Origin of the sequence: Lentzea roselyniae (genome assembly GCF_039537795.1) — a bacterium.
GTDB lineage: Bacteria > Actinomycetota > Actinomycetes > Mycobacteriales > Pseudonocardiaceae > Lentzea > Lentzea atacamensis.
On the sequence record NZ_BAABBE010000004.1, the window covers coordinates 312,721 to 330,410 of the forward strand.

19 protein-coding genes are annotated in these 17,690 nt (G+C 67.3%); 1 reads left to right on the forward strand and 18 read right to left on the reverse strand.

All coding sequences use genetic code 11. The annotated features are described in order from the left end of the window. Nucleotides 1-17: 17 nt before the first annotated feature. From ABFX45_RS09110 to ABFX45_RS09180, 15 genes are all read right to left on the reverse strand, one after another. On the reverse strand, nucleotides 18-1,013 hold the full coding sequence (locus ABFX45_RS09110) for an ABC transporter ATP-binding protein (RefSeq protein WP_109632148.1): 996 nt from the start codon (nucleotides 1,011-1,013) through the stop codon (nucleotides 18-20). Beyond that, nucleotides 1,006-1,992 (reverse strand): ABC transporter ATP-binding protein, encoded by a 987-nt coding sequence (locus ABFX45_RS09115; RefSeq protein WP_112228872.1) that lies wholly within the window; start codon nucleotides 1,990-1,992, stop codon nucleotides 1,006-1,008. The genes ABFX45_RS09110 and ABFX45_RS09115 overlap by 8 nt, the downstream gene beginning before the upstream one ends. A gap of 9 nt (nucleotides 1,993-2,001) precedes the next feature. Continuing rightward, nucleotides 2,002-2,976 carry an ABC transporter permease gene (locus ABFX45_RS09120; RefSeq protein ID WP_109632143.1) on the reverse strand — a complete coding sequence of 325 codons (975 nt, stop codon included), beginning with the start codon at nucleotides 2,974-2,976 and terminating at the stop codon, nucleotides 2,002-2,004. Next, nucleotides 2,969-3,898: an ABC transporter permease gene (locus tag ABFX45_RS09125; RefSeq protein WP_346128972.1), complete on the reverse strand. Its 930-nt coding sequence runs from the start codon at nucleotides 3,896-3,898 to the stop codon at nucleotides 2,969-2,971. Before ABFX45_RS09125 ends, ABFX45_RS09120 begins: the two co-directional genes overlap by 8 nt. Nucleotides 3,899-4,019: 121 nt before the next feature. Then, nucleotides 4,020-5,639, reverse strand: a complete 1,620-nt coding sequence (locus ABFX45_RS09130) for a peptide ABC transporter substrate-binding protein (protein WP_109632138.1) — start codon at nucleotides 5,637-5,639, stop codon at nucleotides 4,020-4,022. A gap of 176 nt (nucleotides 5,640-5,815) precedes the next feature. Next, entirely contained in the window at nucleotides 5,816-6,757 is a 942-nt protein-coding gene (locus tag ABFX45_RS09135) for a Ppx/GppA phosphatase family protein (RefSeq protein WP_346128974.1), read from the reverse strand. 8 nt (nucleotides 6,758-6,765) lie between these two features. Further along, nucleotides 6,766-7,323, reverse strand: a complete 558-nt coding sequence (locus ABFX45_RS09140) for a GNAT family N-acetyltransferase (RefSeq protein ID WP_346128976.1) — start codon at nucleotides 7,321-7,323, stop codon at nucleotides 6,766-6,768. Then, complete coding sequence (locus tag ABFX45_RS09145; RefSeq protein WP_346128978.1) at nucleotides 7,302-7,475, reverse strand: DUF397 domain-containing protein; 174 nt, start codon at nucleotides 7,473-7,475, stop codon at nucleotides 7,302-7,304. The genes ABFX45_RS09140 and ABFX45_RS09145 overlap by 22 nt, the downstream gene beginning before the upstream one ends. A gap of 13 nt (nucleotides 7,476-7,488) precedes the next feature. Continuing rightward, nucleotides 7,489-8,319 (reverse strand): helix-turn-helix domain-containing protein, encoded by an 831-nt coding sequence (locus tag ABFX45_RS09150; RefSeq protein WP_346128980.1) that lies wholly within the window; start codon nucleotides 8,317-8,319, stop codon nucleotides 7,489-7,491. Nucleotides 8,320-8,421: 102 nt separating this feature from the next. Further along, entirely contained in the window at nucleotides 8,422-9,744 is a 1,323-nt protein-coding gene (locus ABFX45_RS09155; RefSeq protein ID WP_428834109.1) for a lytic transglycosylase domain-containing protein, read from the reverse strand. A gap of 146 nt (nucleotides 9,745-9,890) precedes the next feature. Next, nucleotides 9,891-10,391: a DUF501 domain-containing protein gene (locus ABFX45_RS09160; protein WP_112228874.1), complete on the reverse strand. Its 501-nt coding sequence runs from the start codon at nucleotides 10,389-10,391 to the stop codon at nucleotides 9,891-9,893. Further along, entirely contained in the window at nucleotides 10,367-10,861 is a 495-nt protein-coding gene (locus tag ABFX45_RS09165; RefSeq protein WP_233439195.1) for an FtsB family cell division protein, read from the reverse strand. The genes ABFX45_RS09160 and ABFX45_RS09165 overlap by 25 nt, the downstream gene beginning before the upstream one ends. 11 nt (nucleotides 10,862-10,872) lie before the next feature. Then, nucleotides 10,873-12,159 (reverse strand): phosphopyruvate hydratase, encoded by a 1,287-nt coding sequence (eno, locus tag ABFX45_RS09170; protein ID WP_109632123.1) that lies wholly within the window; start codon nucleotides 12,157-12,159, stop codon nucleotides 10,873-10,875. A 108-nt stretch (nucleotides 12,160-12,267) separates the two neighbouring features. Beyond that, complete coding sequence (locus ABFX45_RS09175; protein ID WP_109632120.1) at nucleotides 12,268-12,636, reverse strand: hypothetical protein; 369 nt, start codon at nucleotides 12,634-12,636, stop codon at nucleotides 12,268-12,270. Further along, a complete protein-coding gene (locus tag ABFX45_RS09180) occupies nucleotides 12,633-13,853 on the reverse strand; it encodes a cytochrome P450 (protein ID WP_346128984.1) in 1,221 nt (406 codons plus the stop codon). Before ABFX45_RS09180 ends, ABFX45_RS09175 begins: the two co-directional genes overlap by 4 nt. Before the next feature lie 55 nt (nucleotides 13,854-13,908). Here ABFX45_RS09180 and ABFX45_RS09185 point away from each other — a divergent pair, with 55 nt between their 5' ends. After that, nucleotides 13,909-14,556, forward strand: coding sequence for an alpha/beta fold hydrolase (locus ABFX45_RS09185; RefSeq protein ID WP_346128986.1), 648 nt, complete (start codon nucleotides 13,909-13,911; stop codon nucleotides 14,554-14,556). Nucleotide 14,557: 1 nt separating this feature from the next. On the opposite strand, the gene ABFX45_RS09190 is transcribed toward ABFX45_RS09185, so the two are convergent. Genes ABFX45_RS09190 through ABFX45_RS09200 form a run of 3 tightly spaced genes read right to left on the reverse strand, consistent with a single transcriptional unit; the run spans nucleotide 14,558 to nucleotide 17,607 of the window. After that, nucleotides 14,558-15,286, reverse strand: a complete 729-nt coding sequence (locus tag ABFX45_RS09190) for an SDR family NAD(P)-dependent oxidoreductase (protein WP_346128988.1) — start codon at nucleotides 15,284-15,286, stop codon at nucleotides 14,558-14,560. Nucleotides 15,287-15,344: 58 nt separating this feature from the next. Beyond that, nucleotides 15,345-16,040: an SDR family NAD(P)-dependent oxidoreductase gene (locus ABFX45_RS09195; protein WP_346128990.1), complete on the reverse strand. Its 696-nt coding sequence runs from the start codon at nucleotides 16,038-16,040 to the stop codon at nucleotides 15,345-15,347. A gap of 49 nt (nucleotides 16,041-16,089) precedes the next feature. After that, the gene (locus ABFX45_RS09200; protein WP_346128992.1) at nucleotides 16,090-17,607 is read right to left on the reverse strand and encodes an AfsR/SARP family transcriptional regulator; all 1,518 of its coding nucleotides are present in this window, start codon (nucleotides 17,605-17,607) and stop codon (nucleotides 16,090-16,092) included. Nucleotides 17,608-17,690 lie beyond the last annotated feature (83 nt).

The window sequence follows — 17,690 nt, forward strand, 5'->3', positions numbered from 1 at the left end:
TCCAGACCACGAACTTCTCAGACGACCGCGCGCTCCTCGGCGAAGTGGCACGCGGCGGGGTGGCCCCCGTTGCGCGGCACCAGCTCCGGCACCTCGGTCGCGCAGATGTCCTGCGCCTTCCAGCACCGCGTGCGGAACCGGCAGCCCGACGGCGGGTCGATCGGCGAAGGCACGTCACCCGTCAGGCGGATGACGTCGCGCCGGCCGCGCTGGGTCGGGTCCGGCACCGGCACGGCGGACAGCAGGGCCTGCGTGTACGGATGCATCGGACGCTCGTAGATGTCGTCCTCGGTGCCGATCTCCACGATCTTGCCGAGGTACATCACCGCGACGCGGTCGGACAGGTGGCGCACCACCGACAGGTCGTGGGCGATGAAGACGTACGACAGGCCCATCTCGCTCTGCAGGTCACCCAGCAGGTTCATCACCTGGGCCTGGATCGACACGTCCAGAGCGGACACCGGCTCGTCGCACACGATCACCTTGGGCTTCAGCGCGAGCGCACGGGCGATGCCGATGCGCTGGCGCTGACCGCCGGAGAACTGGTGCGGGTACCGGTTGATGTGCTCCGGGTTGAGGCCGACGATCTCCAGCAGCTCCTGGACCTTGCGCCGCCGGTCGCCCTTCGGCGCGACCTCCGTGTGGATCTCGTACGGCTCACCGACGATGTCGCCGACCGTCATGCGCGGGTTCAGCGACGTGTACGGGTCCTGCAGCACGATCTGGATGTCGCGGCGCAGCTTGCGCAGCTCCGCGCCCTTCATCGCGAACATGTCGCGACCCTCGAAGCGGGCCATGCCGGACGTCGGCGGCTCCAGGCGCATCAGCACCTGGGCCAGGGTGGACTTGCCGCAGCCGGACTCACCCACGACGCCGAGGGTCTCGCCCTTGTTCAGCGCGAACGAGACGCCGTCGACGGCCTTGACGTGGCCCACGGTGCGCTTGAACAGCACGCCGACCCGGACCGGGAAGTGCTTGACGAGGTTCTCGACCTCGAGGATTGGCTCAGCCACGAGCGACAACCTCCTCCGCGATGTGGCACCGGCTGGTGCGTCCCATACCGAGGTTGTGCACGGCCGGCACCTCGGTGACGCACCTGTCGAACGCGCGCGGGCAGCGCGGGTTGAACGGGCAGCCGGGTGGGATGTTGGTCAGCGACGGCGGCAGACCCTTGATCGTCTTGAGCTCCTGGCCCTTCAGGTCCAGGCGCGGCAGCGATTCCAGCAGCGACTCGGTGTACGGGTGGCCCGGCGCGCGGAACAGCTCGTACACGTCGGCGTGCTCGACGATGCGGCCCGCGTACATGACCGAGATCCGGTCCGCGACGTCGGCGACGACGCCGAGGTCGTGGGTGATCAGGATCATGCCCATGTCGCGTTCTTTCTGGATCTCCGCCAGCAGGTCCATGATCTGGGCCTGCACGGTGACGTCCAGCGCGGTCGTGGGCTCGTCCGCGATCAGCAGCTCCGGGTCGAGCGCCAGCGACATCGCGATCATCGCGCGCTGCCGCATACCGCCGGAGAACTGGTGCGGGTAGTCGGCGACGCGGCCCTTGGCGTTCGGGATCTTCACCTGGTCCAGGAGCTCGATCGCGCGCTTGCGAGCGTCCGCTTTGGACATCCCGCGGCGGACCTTCAGCTGCTCCTCGATCTGGAACCCGACGGTGAACACGGGGTTCAGGGCGGACAGGGCGTCCTGGAAGATCATGGCGATGCCCTCGCCACGGACCTCACGCCGCTCGTCCGCCGACTTGGTCAGCAGGTCCTCACCGCGGAACTTGATCGTGCCCTTGGTGATGAACGCCGGCGGCATGTCCAGGATGCCCATGATCGTCTGTGCGGTCACGGACTTGCCGGAGCCGGATTCACCCAGCACCGCAAGGGTTTCGCCCGCCGAGACGTGGTACGAAACGCCGTTGAGCACCTTGGCGACACCGTCGCGGGTGCGGAATTCCACGTGGAGATCCTCGACCTCCAGCAATGGCTGAGTCACGAGATCTCCCTATCGGGACTTGGGGTCGAGTGCGTCACGCACGGCGTCGCCGAGCATGACGAAGGCCAGCACGGTGATCGTGACGAAGCCCGCGGGGAACAGCAGCATGTGCGGTGCCGACTGGAAGTAGTCGCGGGACTCCGAGATCATCACGCCCCACGACACGACCGGCGGTCGCAGGCCGATGCCGAGGAACGCCAGCGTCGCCTCCGCACCGATGAACGCGCCGAGAGCGATTGTCGCGTACACCATCACCGGCGCGATCGTGTTGGGCAGCAGGTGCCGGAACACGATCCGCAGCGGCGACGCGCCGAGGCCACGCGCGGCCTTGACGTAGTCCTGCTGCTTCGCGACCAGCGTCGCGGAACGCATGATGCGCATCGCCACCGGCCACGACAGCACCGCGATCGAGAGCACCACCTGCGTGACGATCCGCACCACGCCGGGGTTCTCCGAAGGTGCGTTCAGCGTGGTCAGGATGACGATCGCGCCGAGCACGAACGGGATGCCGGCGAAGATGTCGGCGAACCGGGACAACAGGCTGTCGAGCCACGTCTTCGCGTAACCCGCGATGATGCCGACGACCGAGCCGATCAGCACGGTCAGCACCGTGGCGAAGATGCCCACCAGCAGCGATGCGCGGGCACCGTGCATCGCACGGGCGTAGACGTCGTAGCCCTGCAGGTCGTAACCGAACCACGCGTCGCCAGAAGGCGCCTGAAGGGACTTGTCGAGGTCGGCGTGGCGCGGGTCGACCGACGTGAAGAGCGTCGGCCAGATCGCCATCAGCACGATGACCGCGATGATCACCAGCGACACGATGAACGTGGGCTTGCGACGCAGCTCGCCCCACGCGTCGCTCCAGAGCGAACGCGGCTTGCGCTGTTTCTGCGACGAGTCGTCGACATGGCTGAGCTGGTCGACACCGGCCGCCGCGGACGCCTCGAGTCCGGTGCCGCCGGACACGGATCCTGGGTCACTCATAGCGAATCCTCGGGTCGAGAACGGCGTACAGGAGGTCGACGAGCAGGCTCGCCAGCAGGTAGACCAGCACCAGCAGGGTCACGATGCCCGTGACCATGACGCCTTCCTTCTCCTGGATACCGCGGAAGATCAGGCCACCGATGCCGTTGATGTTGAAGACGCCCTCGGTGACGATCGCGCCACCCATGAGGCTACCCAGGTCGGTGCCGAGGAACGTGATCACCGGGATCAGCGAGTTGCGCAGCAGGTGGACGCCGACGACGCGGGTCTGCGGCTGGCCCTTCGCGATCGCCGTGCGCACGTAGTCGGAGCGCCGGTTCTCGACGATGCTCGAGCGGGTCAACCTGGCCACGTAGGCCATCGAAAGGCTGCCGAGCACGAAGCCGGGCAGGATCAGCTCACCGACCGTCGGATCGGAGCTGACCGAGGTGTCCATGATGTCGAAACCCTGCGGGCCGAGGTAGAGCCGCAGCACGAAACCCGTGACGAACACCGGCAGCGAGATCAGGAACAGGGTCGAGACCAGGACCAGGTTGTCCAGGAAGCCCTGCTTGCGCAGACCGGTGAGGATGCCGGCGGTGATGCCGATGATCGCCTCGATGATCAACGCGATGATGCCCATCTTGAGCGTGATCGGCCACGAGGTGGCGATCTGCTCACCGACGGACACGCCGTTGAAGGTGGTGCCGAAGTCACCGACGATCAGGTTGCCGAGGTACTTGAAGTACTGGATCAGCAACGGGTCGTTGAGATTGAGCTTCTGGCTCATCTCGGCGATGTAGGCCGGGTCGCACGGCCGCTGGCCGCACTTGCCCGAGAACGGGTCCTGGGGGATCGCCCAGACCAGGGCGTAGATCAGGAAGGTGGTCCCGAGGAAGACCGGTATCAGCTGCAGCAGACGGCGCAGCACATAGCGACCCATTAGGTCGGCTCCTTGCGTGGTGGGGGGCGCCCGATCCTGAACACCGCACCGGCCCCACGCCCGTAAACGCTCGACGGACGCGGGGCCGGACGGATCAATCAGAAATCAGGTTGTTCGGCTATCAGGCCTTGACGCGGAACGACTCGAGCACGCCCTGGCGCTTGAACGACATCTTGGCCGCGAGCAGGTTCTTCGAACGAGCGCCGATGCCCTTCTCGTTCCAGGTCGGCATGGACGGCAGGTCCTTGGCGATGAGGTCCTCGGCCTGCTGGTAGATCTTGATCGCCTCGTCCTCGTTCGCGGTCTCGTCCGCCTTCTTCAGCAGCGCGTCGACCTCGGGGTTCGAGTAGTTCGAGTCGTTGGACGACCCACCCGTGCGGTACAGCGGGTTGAGGAAGTTCTCGATCGACGGGTAGTCGGCGGACCAGTCCGAACGGCTCATGCCGGTCAGCTGCTTGCCGTCGACGATCTGGCGGAACGCACCGAAGTTGGTGGCGCCGACGAACTCGCACTCGATGCCCAGCGCCTGCTTGATGCTGTTGCACGCCGCCTCGAGCGGCTCCTTGCGGCCACCGTCCTGGTTGGACTGGATGGTCACCTTGCCGGTGAAGCCCGACTCCTGGAGCAGCTGCTTCGCCTTCTCCGGGTTGTACTTGCAGTACTCACCGCAGGTGTCCGGGCGGTAGCCCTTGATGCCGGGCGAGACGTAGCTGGTGGACGGCACGTACGAGCCGGCCAGCACGGTCTTCGTGATCTGCTCCCGGTTGATGGCCATCGAGATGGCCTGGCGCAGCTTCAGGTTCTTGAACGCCGGGATGTACTGGGGGAACGCGATCGCGCTCTGACCCAGCAGGTTCGCGTTCACGACCTGGTCGCCCAGGTCGGCCTTGTACTTCTCGCCGACCTTGGCCGACGGAGGCAGGGCCTCCATGAAGTCCAGCTTGCCCGCGACCAGGTCCTGGTACGCGGTCTCCTGGGAGGAGTAGATCTTGTAGTCCAAGGTCTTGAAGTGGACCTTGTCCTCGCCCTTGTAGTCGTCGAAGCGCTCCATCTTGATCAGCGCGTTCGGCGTGCGGGAGACGAACTTGAGCGGGCCGTTGCCGATCGGCTTGGCCTCGGCGGCCTTCGGGTCCGCGAAGAACGAGTCGGCCATCGGCGCGAACGGCGTGTAGCCGATCATCGTGGTGAAGACCGAGGTCGGGCCGTTCAGGGTGACCTTGAACTCGTAGTCGCCCACGAGCTCGAGGCCGGACATCTTGTCCTTGGCCGGCTTGGCGTTCTCGTCGGCCGGGTGAACGTCCTCGAAGCCCGCGATCGGGGCGAAGAACGACGCAGCCTGCTGAGCGTTCGGCGCGTACGCGGCCCAGTTCCAGGCGTCGACGAAGTTCTTCGCCTTCACCTCGGTGCCGTCGTGGAACTTCCAGCCCTGCTTGATCTTGATGTTGTAGACCTTGGCGTCGGTCGTCGTGATCGACTCGGCCATCAAGTTGTAGGGCGCGCCGTCTTCCGCCTTGTAGCCGACCAGACGCGAGAACAGGGCGTCGGTGACCTTGCCACCGCCGGCCTCGGTCGTGTTGGCCGGGAACAGCGTGCTCTTGGGCTCGGTGCCGTAGATGGACACCGTGCCGTCCGGGTTCTCCTTGCCATCAGCAGCGGTGTTACCGCCACCGCCGCCGCATGCGCTGAGCGTCATGGCCAGCGCGGCTGGCAATGCCACCCACGCAACCCGTGATCGCGACATCAGTCTCTCCCGCCTTTCCCCGGCGTCGCCGCAGTTATTGCGTGCGCACGCCTCCCCGGGAGGTCTCGTCCACCTCCCAAAACGTGAGAGGACGTTAACCGGGGTGTCCAGGAGTACGCGCACTGAAAGCGGTCACAAACTCGTCACGATCACCTCAAGTCGACCTTAATTCTCCGCTAGACCAGCGAAAACGCGATGCCGTCGAGGATGTCGTGCTCACTGCACACGAGCGTGCGAATACCCGCGCGATTCGAGAGCTCCTCGGCAATCGCACGCAGAACCAGCGCTCCACCGCAGATCACGTCCACTCGACCGGGGTGCATGGGCCCGAGCGAGGCACGCTCATCATGCGTCATGGAGAGGATACGGTCGGTGATTTCTCGTACATTGTCAAGTGTGATCCTGCTGAGGTGAATAACGTCGCTGTTGTACACCTCCAGCCCTTGGACCAGGGCTGACAACGTCGTAACGGTCCCGGCGACACCAATCCACGTCTTGGTCTTCTCGACCGGGACGATCTCGAACGCCTCTTTGATCGCGGCGCGCGCAAACGCTTCCGCTTCCTCGATTTCGGCCAATGCGGGCGGGTCCGAACGAATGAACCGCTCGGTCAGCCGCACACAGCCGATGTCCATCGACCGCGCGGCCTCGACCTCCGTGCCGCTGCCGAGGACGAACTCGGTCGAACCTCCACCCAGATCGGTGACGAGGAAGGGTCCCTCGTCCGGGTCAAGATCGGCCACCGCGCCGAGGTAGGACAGGCGTGCCTCCTCGTCCCCGGTGATCACCTCCGCGGGGGCGCCGAGGATCTCCTCGGTCATGCCGAAGAACTCGTCCCGGTTGCTCGCGTCGCGCGTGGCGCTGGTCGCGACCATGCGTGCGACCTCGACGCCCTTCCGCTGCATCGTGCGCGCGTAGTCGAGGAGGGCCTCGCGCGTCCTCTGGATCGCGTCGGGGTGCAGCCGCCCGGTCGCGTCCACCCCCTGCCCGAGCCGAACGATCTTCATCTCGCGGTGCACGTCCCGCAGCCACGCGGTGCCGTCGTCGCGCTTCGTCACGTCCGCGACGAGCAGTCGGATCGAGTTGGTCCCGCAGTCGATCGCCGCAACCCGCGACATGATCACCCCTATTTCAGCGTCCGATACTCCTCGGCAAGCATGGCGTAGACGTAGAGGTCGCCCCAATCGCCCTTGAAGATCTCGAACTCCCGGAAGTGGGCCTCACGGCGCATGCCCAGGCGTTCCATCAGGCGCCACGACGGCTCGTTGCGCGGATCGCACTGCGCGATGATCCGGTGCAGCCCGAGCTGCTCGAAGCCGACCTTGAGCATGACCGCGGCGGCCTCGGTCGCCAGACCCTTGCCCTGGAAGTCGGGGTTGAAGCCGTAGCCGATCTCGCCCTGGCGGTCCGCCTCGCTGAGCCACTTCAGGACGACGTCCCCGACGACCCTGCCCGCCTCCGGCCAGTAGACGGCCAGCGCCAGCCGCTGGCCCTCCCCGGTCAGCTCGTCCTCGGTGATCCGCTTGGCGAGCAGTTCCTCGCACTCGGGCCGGTCGGGGGCCTCGTTGTAGAGGTAGCGGTGGACGTCCGGGAGGGAGCGGTAGGCGTGGAAGTCGTCCAGGTCGCGCTCTTCGAAGGGGCGGAGGAGAAGACGGTCGGTCTTCAGCGGGTACTCGGGGCGCACGCCTTCACAATGCCAAGGAACGCCGTCCATGCCTCGCGATTTACGGGGAGGTGGGAGGCTGGCGCCTTGCTGTCCCGGATGCCGATGCCGCGGCGGACCTCGACGCAGTCACTTCCGTCAGCGCTGTAGCTGCTCTTGCGCCACGTCGACATGCGGTACGCCTCCTCAGAACAGGATGCTGGTGATCAGCTCCCTTGATTGTTCCGCGTCCAAGGCATCTCGATCCAGCCCCTTCAAGGCTTCGGCGTACATGTCGAGCGATGCCTTGTCTTCAAGGAAGAGTCCTGTGTTGTGGTTCTCGATGTAGACCACCGGCTCGAACTTCTCGTACCTCAGCTGGACGAAGGAACTCGCCAAGCCGGCGTGCGCCCCGATAGAGGTCGGCACCACCCGGAAGGTGATGTACCGCCGCACGAGCATCGTGTGCAGGTGATTCAGCTGCGACCGCATCACGTCTGGACCGCCCACAGGTAGTCGCAGCGCTTGTTCGTGCACGTAAAAGACGAACTCGCGGCCGGGGCGCAGGATCGCCTGCCGTTCGAGCTTTGCCCGGATGAAGGCATCGATGTCTGCGGGCTTGAGTCGAGCCGACTTCTCCGCCACGGCGCGGATGTAGCCGGCGATCTGCAGCAGGCCTGGGATCAGGTTCATCGACCATACGATGATCTTGCTGGCGAGCTGCTCCTGCTCGATCAGACTGCGCAGTCGCTCCGGCACGCCGTCCTCGGGGAAGAGCAGCCAGCCCTTCTCACGTGACTCTCTGAACAACGCGAGCAGGTGCTCGACGTCTGCGACTGGGGCTCGGCAGTACGACAGCAGCCGCACGAGGTCGACCTCGTCGACACCGCCCTTGCCCTGCACCAGATCGGAGATCTTGGCTTCCTGCCAGCCCAACAGCTCGGCCAGCTTCCGCTGGGTCAGACCGCTCTGCTCGATGGCGTACCGCACGCCATTGCCGAACTCCCGGCCCACCACGCTTGAGTTGCGCTTCGGCATGGAGAGGAAGCTAGGAGACGGAAGCCCTTCCGCTCCAACGTTTCTACCCGAATCGCCCCGAACGAAGTACGACTTGGAAACGTTCTAACGCGACACGCCGTACTAGCTCGGCGTACTCGTGATCACGCTGTTCGTCGTCGGCTCCACCGGGCTGGCGCTGCCGGCCGTCGTCGTGGACTTCTCCGTGGAAGAGGTCGGCGACAGCGAGGTGCCGGAGGACGACTGCTGCGGCGGGGTCGGCGGATCGGTCTGCGGAGGGTTCGAGGACGTGGACGACGGCGGGGTCGACGAAGGTGGCGTCGACGAGGGCGGCGTCGAAGAAGGCGGCGTCGAAGATGGCGGGCACGACGTCGACGGGCTCGACGAAGGCGGGTTGGACGGCGACGAGGAAGGCGTCGTGGTCGGCGTCGGGCAGTTCGGCGTCGACGGCGTCGTCGAGGAGACCGGCGGCTTCGTCGTGCCCTGGTCGCCGCCGGGGGGCGGCGTGCCGGGGTTGGTCCCGGGGTTCGGGACCGGCTGGTTCGGCCTCGGGTTCTGCACGTTGTTGCCGGTGTTCGGCAGGGTGGGCAGGGCGTCGACGTTCTCGCCGTACTCCTTGGCCCACTTGAGGACCGTCTGGACGTACGACGTGGAGTTGTTGTAGCGGAAAATGGCCTTGGCGCGGTCGTCCTGCTTGGTCATGTCGCCGCCGCCTGCGCAGAGGTAGCGGCCGGCGCCCAGGGCGGCGTCGTAGACGTTGTTCGGGTTGACGTTGCCGTCTTCGTTGCCGTCGGCGCCGTAGCCCGCCCACGTGCCGGGGATGAACTGCATCGGGCCCACCGCGCGGTCCCAGGTGGTGTCGCCGTCGAGGCGGCCGTCGTCGGTGTCCTTGATGGCGGCCATGCCGGGGGCGCCGTTCAGGACCGGGCCGAGGATCTTGGGGGTGGCGTCGCCGACGGCGTTCACACGGCCGTTGCTGGCGTGGTTGGACTCGACCTTGCCGATGCCGGCGAGCAGCGCCCAGTCGAGCTTGCAGCCGGGGACGAGCTCGGCCATCTTGTCCTCGGCGCGGAGGTAGGCCTCCAGCACGACGCCGGGGATGCCGTAGTCGCCGGGGAAGTCGTCGATCACGCCGGGGTCGTTGTCGAGGAGGTCTTCGTCGAGCTTGCCGTCCTCGAGGTCGGCGAGCAGGGCCGCGCTCAGCTCGTCGGAAAGCGGCAGGCGGCCGGACGCTCCGAGGTCGGCCGGGTCGAAGGCCAGGGCTCCGTAGACGTCGGCGGGGCCGAGCGAGACAGCGATGTCATCGTGCTTCGACAGGTTGACCCAGTCGACGAGCTTCGTGCCGACGACCAGGGCGGGCGCGAGCATCGCAGCCAGCGCGGCGACGGCGAAGCCCCGTTGCCTGGGGGACATCGCCACGGGACCGCGCAGTTTGGCCATTGCCACGAATACTCACCTCTCGTGCGTCATCGCGGCGCGCCGTCCGGTAGTTACGGCGAGCGCCCCCTCGCTGACCCGTCCCACCCTGCCCCAACTCAAGGCCCTAGGTGTACCCAAGACGGGGTGAAGCGTACGTTCGGTTCCTTTGACTGTTAACCGCCGCAGTCTCCAGCTGGCCAGAGCGACTGCTCCTTCAAGATCGCCAGGGCCTCGTCTCCCATGGGATTGACCCCAGGGCCCTTCGCGAGGGCATGAGCGACGTGCACGTGAAGGCACTTGACTCTGCCCGGCATGCCGCCCGCGGTGACCCGGGTGCCCAGCGACTCGATGGCGTCTCTCTCCGCGAGGTACGACTCGTGCGCGCGCAGGTAGGCGGCGGCGAGCTCCTCGTCGGTCTCCAGCCGCTCGGTCTGCTCTTTCATCAGCCCGCCGCTCTCCAGAGTGCTGACCAGCGAGTTCAGCTTCGGGCAGGTCAGGTAGTAGAGCGTCGGGAACGGCGTCCCGTCGGGCAGCCGCGGGGCTGTCTGCACGACGTTCGGGTGCCCGCTGGGGCACCGCGAGGCGATCGCACGTGTCCCGCGCGGCGTGCGGCCGAGCTGCTGAGCGACCACTTCCAGGTCAGCAGCGCTTACTTGTGCGTCACCGATTGCCACAGTTCCTCGTACCAAGACCTTTGTGCCGCGGGCTTGCCCGACGGTCTCTCCGATTCAGTGTTGCGATTCTCGTCACCCGGCAGTTGCACAATGTAGGGCGTCTCGCCCGGCCGCACCCAGTGAAGCCGCTTGCGCGCCTCGATCTCGACGTAGGCCGGGTCCTGCAACTGCGCCTTGCGCTGCTCGAGGGCAGCGACCGTCTCGCGCAGTTTCTGCTGCTCAGCGCCCACGTCACGCAGTTCGTCGCGCTGCGAGAGGTAGGTCCGCAGCGGGACCGCGATGCTCAACGCGAGTGCGCACAGCACCATCGCGAACATCGCGGCCCGCCGCGTTCCGGTCATGCCGAACGCGCCACCCGTGCCGTCACCGCGACGCGACGGCGCCTTGGGACGCGGTGGCTTGCGAGCGCGCGCGGGCCGCGCCTCCCGTTCTGCACGGGGGCGGCGGGGACGACGCGCGCGCTCGGCCATACCTCAGCTTCTCAGCTCTCCGGCGTGTAGCGCGGGAACGCCAGCTCACCGGCGTAGCGCGCCGCGTCGCCGAGCGACTCCTCGATGCGCAGCAGCTGGTTGTACTTCGCGGTGCGCTCGCCACGGGCAGGGGCACCGGTCTTGATCTGGCCGGCACCGGTCGCGACGGCGAGGTCGGCGATGGTCGTGTCCTCGGTCTCGCCGGAGCGGTGCGACATCATCGACTTGTAGCCGTAGGACGTCGCCAGCGAGACCGCGTCGAGGGTCTCGCTGAGGGTGCCGATCTGGTTGACCTTCACCAGCAGCGCGTTGGCGGCGCGGCGGGAGATGCCCTCCTCCAGGCGCTCCGGGTTGGTGACGAACAGGTCGTCGCCGACGATCTGGACCTTCTCGCCCAGCTCGGCGGTCATCTGCACCCAGCCGTCCCAGTCGTCCTCGGACAGCGGGTCCTCGATCGACACCAGCGGGTAGTCGCGCACGAGTTCGGAGTAGTAACCGATCATCTGCTCGGCGCTGCGCTTCGACTTCTCGAAGGTGTAGGCGCCATCGCCGAAGAACTCGGTGGCGGCCACGTCGAGCGCGAGCGCGACGTCGCGGCCCGCGCGGTAGCCCGCCTTCTCGATGGCCTCGAGGATCAGGTCGAGCGCGTCGCGGTTGCTGCTCAGCGACGGCGCGAAGCCACCCTCGTCGCCCAGGCCGGTCGCGAGGCCCTTGCTCTTCAGCACGGACTTGAGCGCGTGGTAGACCTCCGCGCCCCAGCGCAGACCCTCGCGGAACGTCTCCGCGCCGATCGGCGCGATCATGAACTCCTGGATGTCCACGTCGGTGTCGGCGTGCGCGCCACCGTTGAGGATGTTCAGCATCGGCACCGGCAGCACGTGCGCGTTCGGGCCACCGACGTAGCGGAACAGCTCAAGACCGCTGCTCGTCGCCGCCGCCTTGGCCACCGCGAGGCTGACACCGAGGATCGCGTTCGCACCCAGGCGCGACTTGTCCGGGGTGCCGTCCAGGTCGACGAGCTTCTGGTCCACGACGCGCTGCTCGACGGCCTCGATGCCCACCAGCTCGGGGCCGATCTCGTCGAGCACCGCGGTGACCGCGCGCTCGACGCCCTTGCCCAGGTACCGCTTGGCGTCGCCGTCCCGCAGCTCCACCGCCTCGTGCTCACCGGTCGACGCGCCCGACGGAACGGCCGCACGCTCCAGCGTGCCGTCGTCCAGCGCCACCTCGACCTCGACGGTGGGGTTGCCGCGCGAGTCCAGGATCTCGCGTGCTCCGACCTGCTCGATGACCGCCACTTGCGCTCCCTGTTTCTCCTGCGTCTCGTCTCGCGACGAGCCTACTTGGGCCAGGTGACCGGCTGGGGCTCGACACCTGAGGATCACAGCGGGGCCGCCGGCGCCGGTCTACTGAATCGTGCCAGACGCCCTGCGGACTGCACACGCTCCGGGCTGAATGGATTCTCCAGCCACCCCGCTGAAGCCCACCAGGCCGTTCTTCTTCGCCATGGCGAGCAGTTCGGGGAGGTGATCGAGCTGGCGCACCGACAGGGTGAGCAACACGTACTTCGCGGCGTCCTCCGGGCTGTCCGTCAAATCGTGTTCGGACGGTTCCAGCACGTCCCGGATGTCCGGCCAGCGGGCCAGCAACTCCGTGCGGAACCGCAGGACGTCAGGGCTGGCGGAAAGGCAGCCCGTGTCACCCTCGGCAAGGTTGTCGAAGATCTCCTCCGGCTCCCCGGCGCCTGCCTTCCAAAAGCCGAAATCGCTGCTCACCGCACTCCGATCGGAAGATGCTTCACGCCGTTCTGGAAGTTCGACCTCAACCGGCTGATCTCGCCGTCCGGCCGCAGTCTGCCCGGCAGGTCCAGGACCGCGTCGAAGATCGCCCTCATCTGGGTCCTGGCCAGCTGCGCACCGAGACAGAAGTGCGGCCCGTGCCCGAAGCTCAGATGATCGGCTTCCCTCCGCCCGACGTCGAACTTGTCCGGTTCGGTGAAGGCTCGCTCATCCCGGTTGGCGGACGAGAACCAGACGACGACCTTGTCTCCGGCCTTGATCGTCTGCCCGGAGAGCTCCGTGTCCTGGACAGCCGTCCGCCGGAAGTGCATGACCGGCGTCCACCACCGCAGCATCTCCTCGACCGCGGACCCGAGCAGCGAACGGTCGGCGCGCAGTCGGTCGTACTGGTCGGGGTGTTCGAACAGCGCGATCATGCCGCCCGGGATGCCGTTGCGGAGGGTTTCGTTGCCCGCCACGGAGAACAGCCAGAAGAGGTTCTCGAACTCCTCCAGCGAGATGTCCTCCCGCATGAGGTTGCTCAGCACGTCGTCTGACGGGTGCGCGCGCTTGTACTCCCCCAACGCGTGCGCGTACGCGTAGAGATCCGGCATGCCATCCCGTGCGCGCGGATCGCGGCCATCGTCAGGACGAAGTTGGAGCGCCTCCAACGCCATGTCGGTCATGCCGTCGGTCGAACTGGACGACAGCGCGTACTCCGAGTCCTGGAAGCCGATCACGCGGTTGCTCCAGTCGTAGAGCAACGCACGGTCCTGCCGCGGCACCCCGAAGACGTCGGCCAGCGTCAGCAACGGCAGGTCCGCGACGTCCGCGGCGAAGTCGCCGGACGGGTTCGCGATGATCTCGCGGGCGTTCGCACGGATTCCGTCCTCCAGGCGCGCCACGGCCCGAGGCGTGAACGCCCTGGTCATCATGCGTCGCAACCGGGAGTGCTCTGGCGGATCCTGGTTGAGCATCATCCGCTGGACGTACTTCAGGTCCTCTGGCTGCGGGTCGCGGATCTGCGTGGCGCCGCGATGCGAGGAGAAGACGGCGGGCGTCTTCAACACCGTCCTGACGTCGTCGTGGCGGAAGACCGCCCAGAAGTCGTCGATGCGTACGACGTTCTTTTCGCGCAGCCGGGTGAGTGCGTCGTGCGGGACGCCCGATGTATACGTGTCCGGGTCGACGATCAGCTCGGCATCGGTCCGCATAGAACGGGATTCTGACGTGCTTCATGTCGAACGTGGTGGAAACGGACCGCTACTGGTGCTGCTGCACGGCCTGGGCGCGACCGGCGAGGTGTGGGAAAGCGTCGTGAAGGACTGGCACGGCAGCTGGCTCGTGCCGGATCTGCCTGGTCACGGCCGCAGCGCCCCCATCGAGCGCTACTCGTTCGGCTCGATCGCGGCGGCGGTCGCCGAGGTGATTCCTCGCGAACCGGTGACCGTCGTCGGGCACTCGCTGGGCGGCGTGGTCGGGCTGGCGCTGGCGAGCGGCTGGTTCGGCGTCGACGTGACCACGTGCATCGGCGTCGGGATCAAGGTCCGGTGGAGCGGCGAGGAGCTGGAGAAGGCCGCGGCGCTCGCCGCGAAACCGAACAAGGTCTTCGCGACGGAGGAAGAGGCCGTCGAACGGGCATCGAGGATGGCGGGTGTGCCGATCCGGCACGGTGTGTCCGAAGTGGACGGCGGCTGGACTCCGTCGCTGGACATGAGGGCCTTCGGCGTCGGCAGGCCGGACATGCCCGGCCTGATCATGGCGTCGAAGGCGCAGGTCGTGCTGGCAGCGGGCGAGAACGACCCGATGAGCCCTCAGGAGCACCTGAAGGAGCTGGTGCCCGAGCCGGTGGTGTTCCCCGGCGCGGGCCACAACGTGCACGTCGAGTCGCCCTCGTCGCTGCTCCCCCTGCTCTGACTCAGGTCGCCACGAACCCGCCGTCGGCAGCCAGCACCGCGCCGGTGATGTAGCTGGCGCGGTCGGAGGCCAGGAACAGCACGGCCTCCGCGATCTCCGCGGGCTGGCCGGCGCGGGTGAGCGGCGTCGCCGAGCTGAGCTCGTGGAACATGTCGATCACGGTGACGGCCTCGGTGGCGATCGGGCCGGGCGCGACGGAGTTGACCCGCACGCCCGCCGCGCCGAACTCGACGGCCCACGACCGGGTCAGCGCGTCCATCGCGGCCTTGGAGGCGTTGTAGACCGAGCCGATCGGGGTGCCGATCTGGCCGGCGACGGACGAGACGTTGACGATCGCGCCCTTCTTCTTGGCCACCATGGCCGGCGCGAGGGCAGCCGTCAGGAAGTAGGCCGCGCGGACGTTGACGCCGAACACCTGCTCGTAGCCGTCGAGCGACTGCTCGGGCGTCGGCGAGAACGGGAAGATGCCCGCGTTGTTCACGAGCACGTCCACCTCGCCGACCTCCTCGGCGAGCCTGCGGACGTCGTCGATGTTCGCGACGTCCGCGACGATGAAGTGACCGGTCCCGCCGGCCTTCTCGATGAGGTCGACGGTCTCCTTGCCGAGTTCGGCGCGACGGCCGGTGACGTAGACCGTGGCGCCCTCCTCGGCGAGCTTCACCGCGATGGCGCGGCCGATTCCCGACGTGGCTCCGGTGACGAGTGCCTTCTGGTTCTCCAAAGTTCGCATGGTTACGAACTTGGCCGCGCCGGATCATTTCGGCATAAATTCCGGATGAACGGCCTGGTCAGGTCGCGAGGGCGCCGCCGTCTGCGGTCACGATGGACCCGGTGAGGAAGCTCGATCGTGGCGAGGCCAGGAACAACACGGCCTCCGCGATCTCCTCCGGCGAGCCCGCGCGGCCGAGCGGGGTCGGCGCCACGATGTCGTCGATGGCGTCGCCGAGGTTCTCCTCGACCTTCTCGGTGCGGGTGAGGCCCGGCGCGACGGAGTTGACCCGGATGCCGTGGCCACCGAACTCCACCGCCCAGCTCAGCGTCAAGGAGTCCAGCGCGGCCTTCGACGCGCCGTAGACCGACATGATCGGCGTGCCCGTCCGAGCCGTGACCGACGAGATGTTGATGATGCTGCCGCCGCCCTTCGCGATCATCTTCGGCAGCAGCGCGGCGGTGAGGAAGTACGGCCCGCGCACGTTGACGTCGAAGACCTGCTCGTAGGTCTCGACGTCCTGGTCGAGCGTCGGCCCGAACGGGAAGATGCCCGCGTTGTTGACCAGCACGTCGATCTCGCCCACCTCGTCGGCGAGCCTGCGCACGTCGTCGAGGTTCCCGAGGTCGGCGACGACGTGGTGGGTGTCGCCGAAGCCGGCACGACGCCCCGTGGTGAGGACGGTCGCGCCGGTATCGGCCAGCTTCACCGCGACCGCCCTGCCGATGCCGGACGTCGCTCCGGTGACGAGTGCTCGTTGTCCCTGCAGTTCCATGCGCCGACGGTTTCGCCGGTCTGTCGTCAGGCCATAAACGCGGAGTGAATCAGCTCGTCAGCACGGGCGTGCGCAGGCCGAAGTAGACGCGCACGAACTGCGGCAGCCGGTAGCGACCGAGCACCAGCGGCTCGATCAGGTGCACGTCCGCCAGCGACTCCAGCACCAGCTCGATCGCACCGGGATCACCCCCGGACATCTCCGCCGCCTCGTGGATGTCGATCACGTCGGCGTCCCGCCGGGCGAAGCACATGAGCAGGTGGCGTTCGTCCTCGGACAGCTCCTGCTCGGCCTTGATCAACGGGGCGAGCGTCGCGGCGCAGTCGGACGGGACCGCGCGGCCGAGCTTGCTCTCCCGCTCCATCTGCTCCAGCACCATCTCGATCGTCCAGTGCGGCCGCGAGCTGAGCTTGCCGCCGATCACGCGGATGGGGTTCGGCAGCCGGGAGACGCGTTGCAGCAGCACCTCGGCGTGCTCGGGCTCCGCGTCGACCCGGCCGGGATCGAGGATCTTGCGGAAGAACTCGTGCGACTCCCACTCGGTCAGCCCGCCGATCTTCACCCAGGTCACGCCCGGAAGCTCGTTCAACCGGCGCACGCTCGTGAGCACCAGCCCGGAGCCGGGCGTGACGAGATCCCGCACGGACGCCGCGTCCTGGACGTCGTCGATGACGATCAGGAACCGCTTGCCGCGCGCCTTCTCCCGCCAGAGCGCCGCCTTGTCACCGCTGGGGTTCTCCACGCCGACCGCGCGCAGCAGCTCGTTGGCGACGTCGTGGGAGCGCACGAAGATCCGGCCGTCCGGAAAGCGGTGCCTGACCAGGTGACCGATCCGGGTGGCCAGCGCGGTCTTGCCGCTGCCGCGCATCCCGGTGATGCCCACCGTGCCGGGGAGCGCGTCGAGAATCCGGGCGATCTCGGTGGTGCGACCGGTGAAGTCGGCCAGGTCCGGCGGCAGCTGCTCGGGCCGGCGGGGCAGGTGGAGATCGCCCTTGAGGATCTGCGCGTGCATCTTGCGCAGGTCCTGGCCCGGTTCGATGCCGAGTTCCTCGTTCAGCAGAGCGCGCGCCTGATGGAAGTGGTCCAACGCCTCCGCTTGCCTGCCCTCCCGGAAGAGGGCGTACATCAGCAGTGCGCGAGGCCGTTCGCGGAGCGGGTGGGCAGCGACGTGTTTCTGCAGTTCCAAGACATCCAGCTCACGTTCGAGCCAGTCCTCCCGCGCCTTGAGCCGGCGCTCGCCGAGCCGGACGCGTTGCGCTTCGAAGTAGGAACCTTGGAGGCCCTCCAAGGGCTCGCCGCGGCAGTCGTCGACGATCTCGGCCCGGATCGTGTACCCGCCGTCCTTGGACCTGAGGTGCAGCTCGGGCAGCGCCTTGCGGATCTTGTACATGTACGTCCGCAACGCCATGACCGCGCTCGGCGTCGGGTCGTCCCAGACCATGCCGATCAGCTGCTCGTTGCTCAGCCGGATGCCGTTGTTCAGCAGCAGCGCCGCCAGCACCGCCCGCTGCTGGCGCGGCCCCAGTTCGATCTCCTCGTCGTCTCGCCAGGCTCGTACCGGACCCATCAGTGAGAAGCACAGGCTCATGGAACATCACAACGCTTGCGCGCATTCCCTGCTTCCCCGAAACGAGTATTATGAACGTAGGC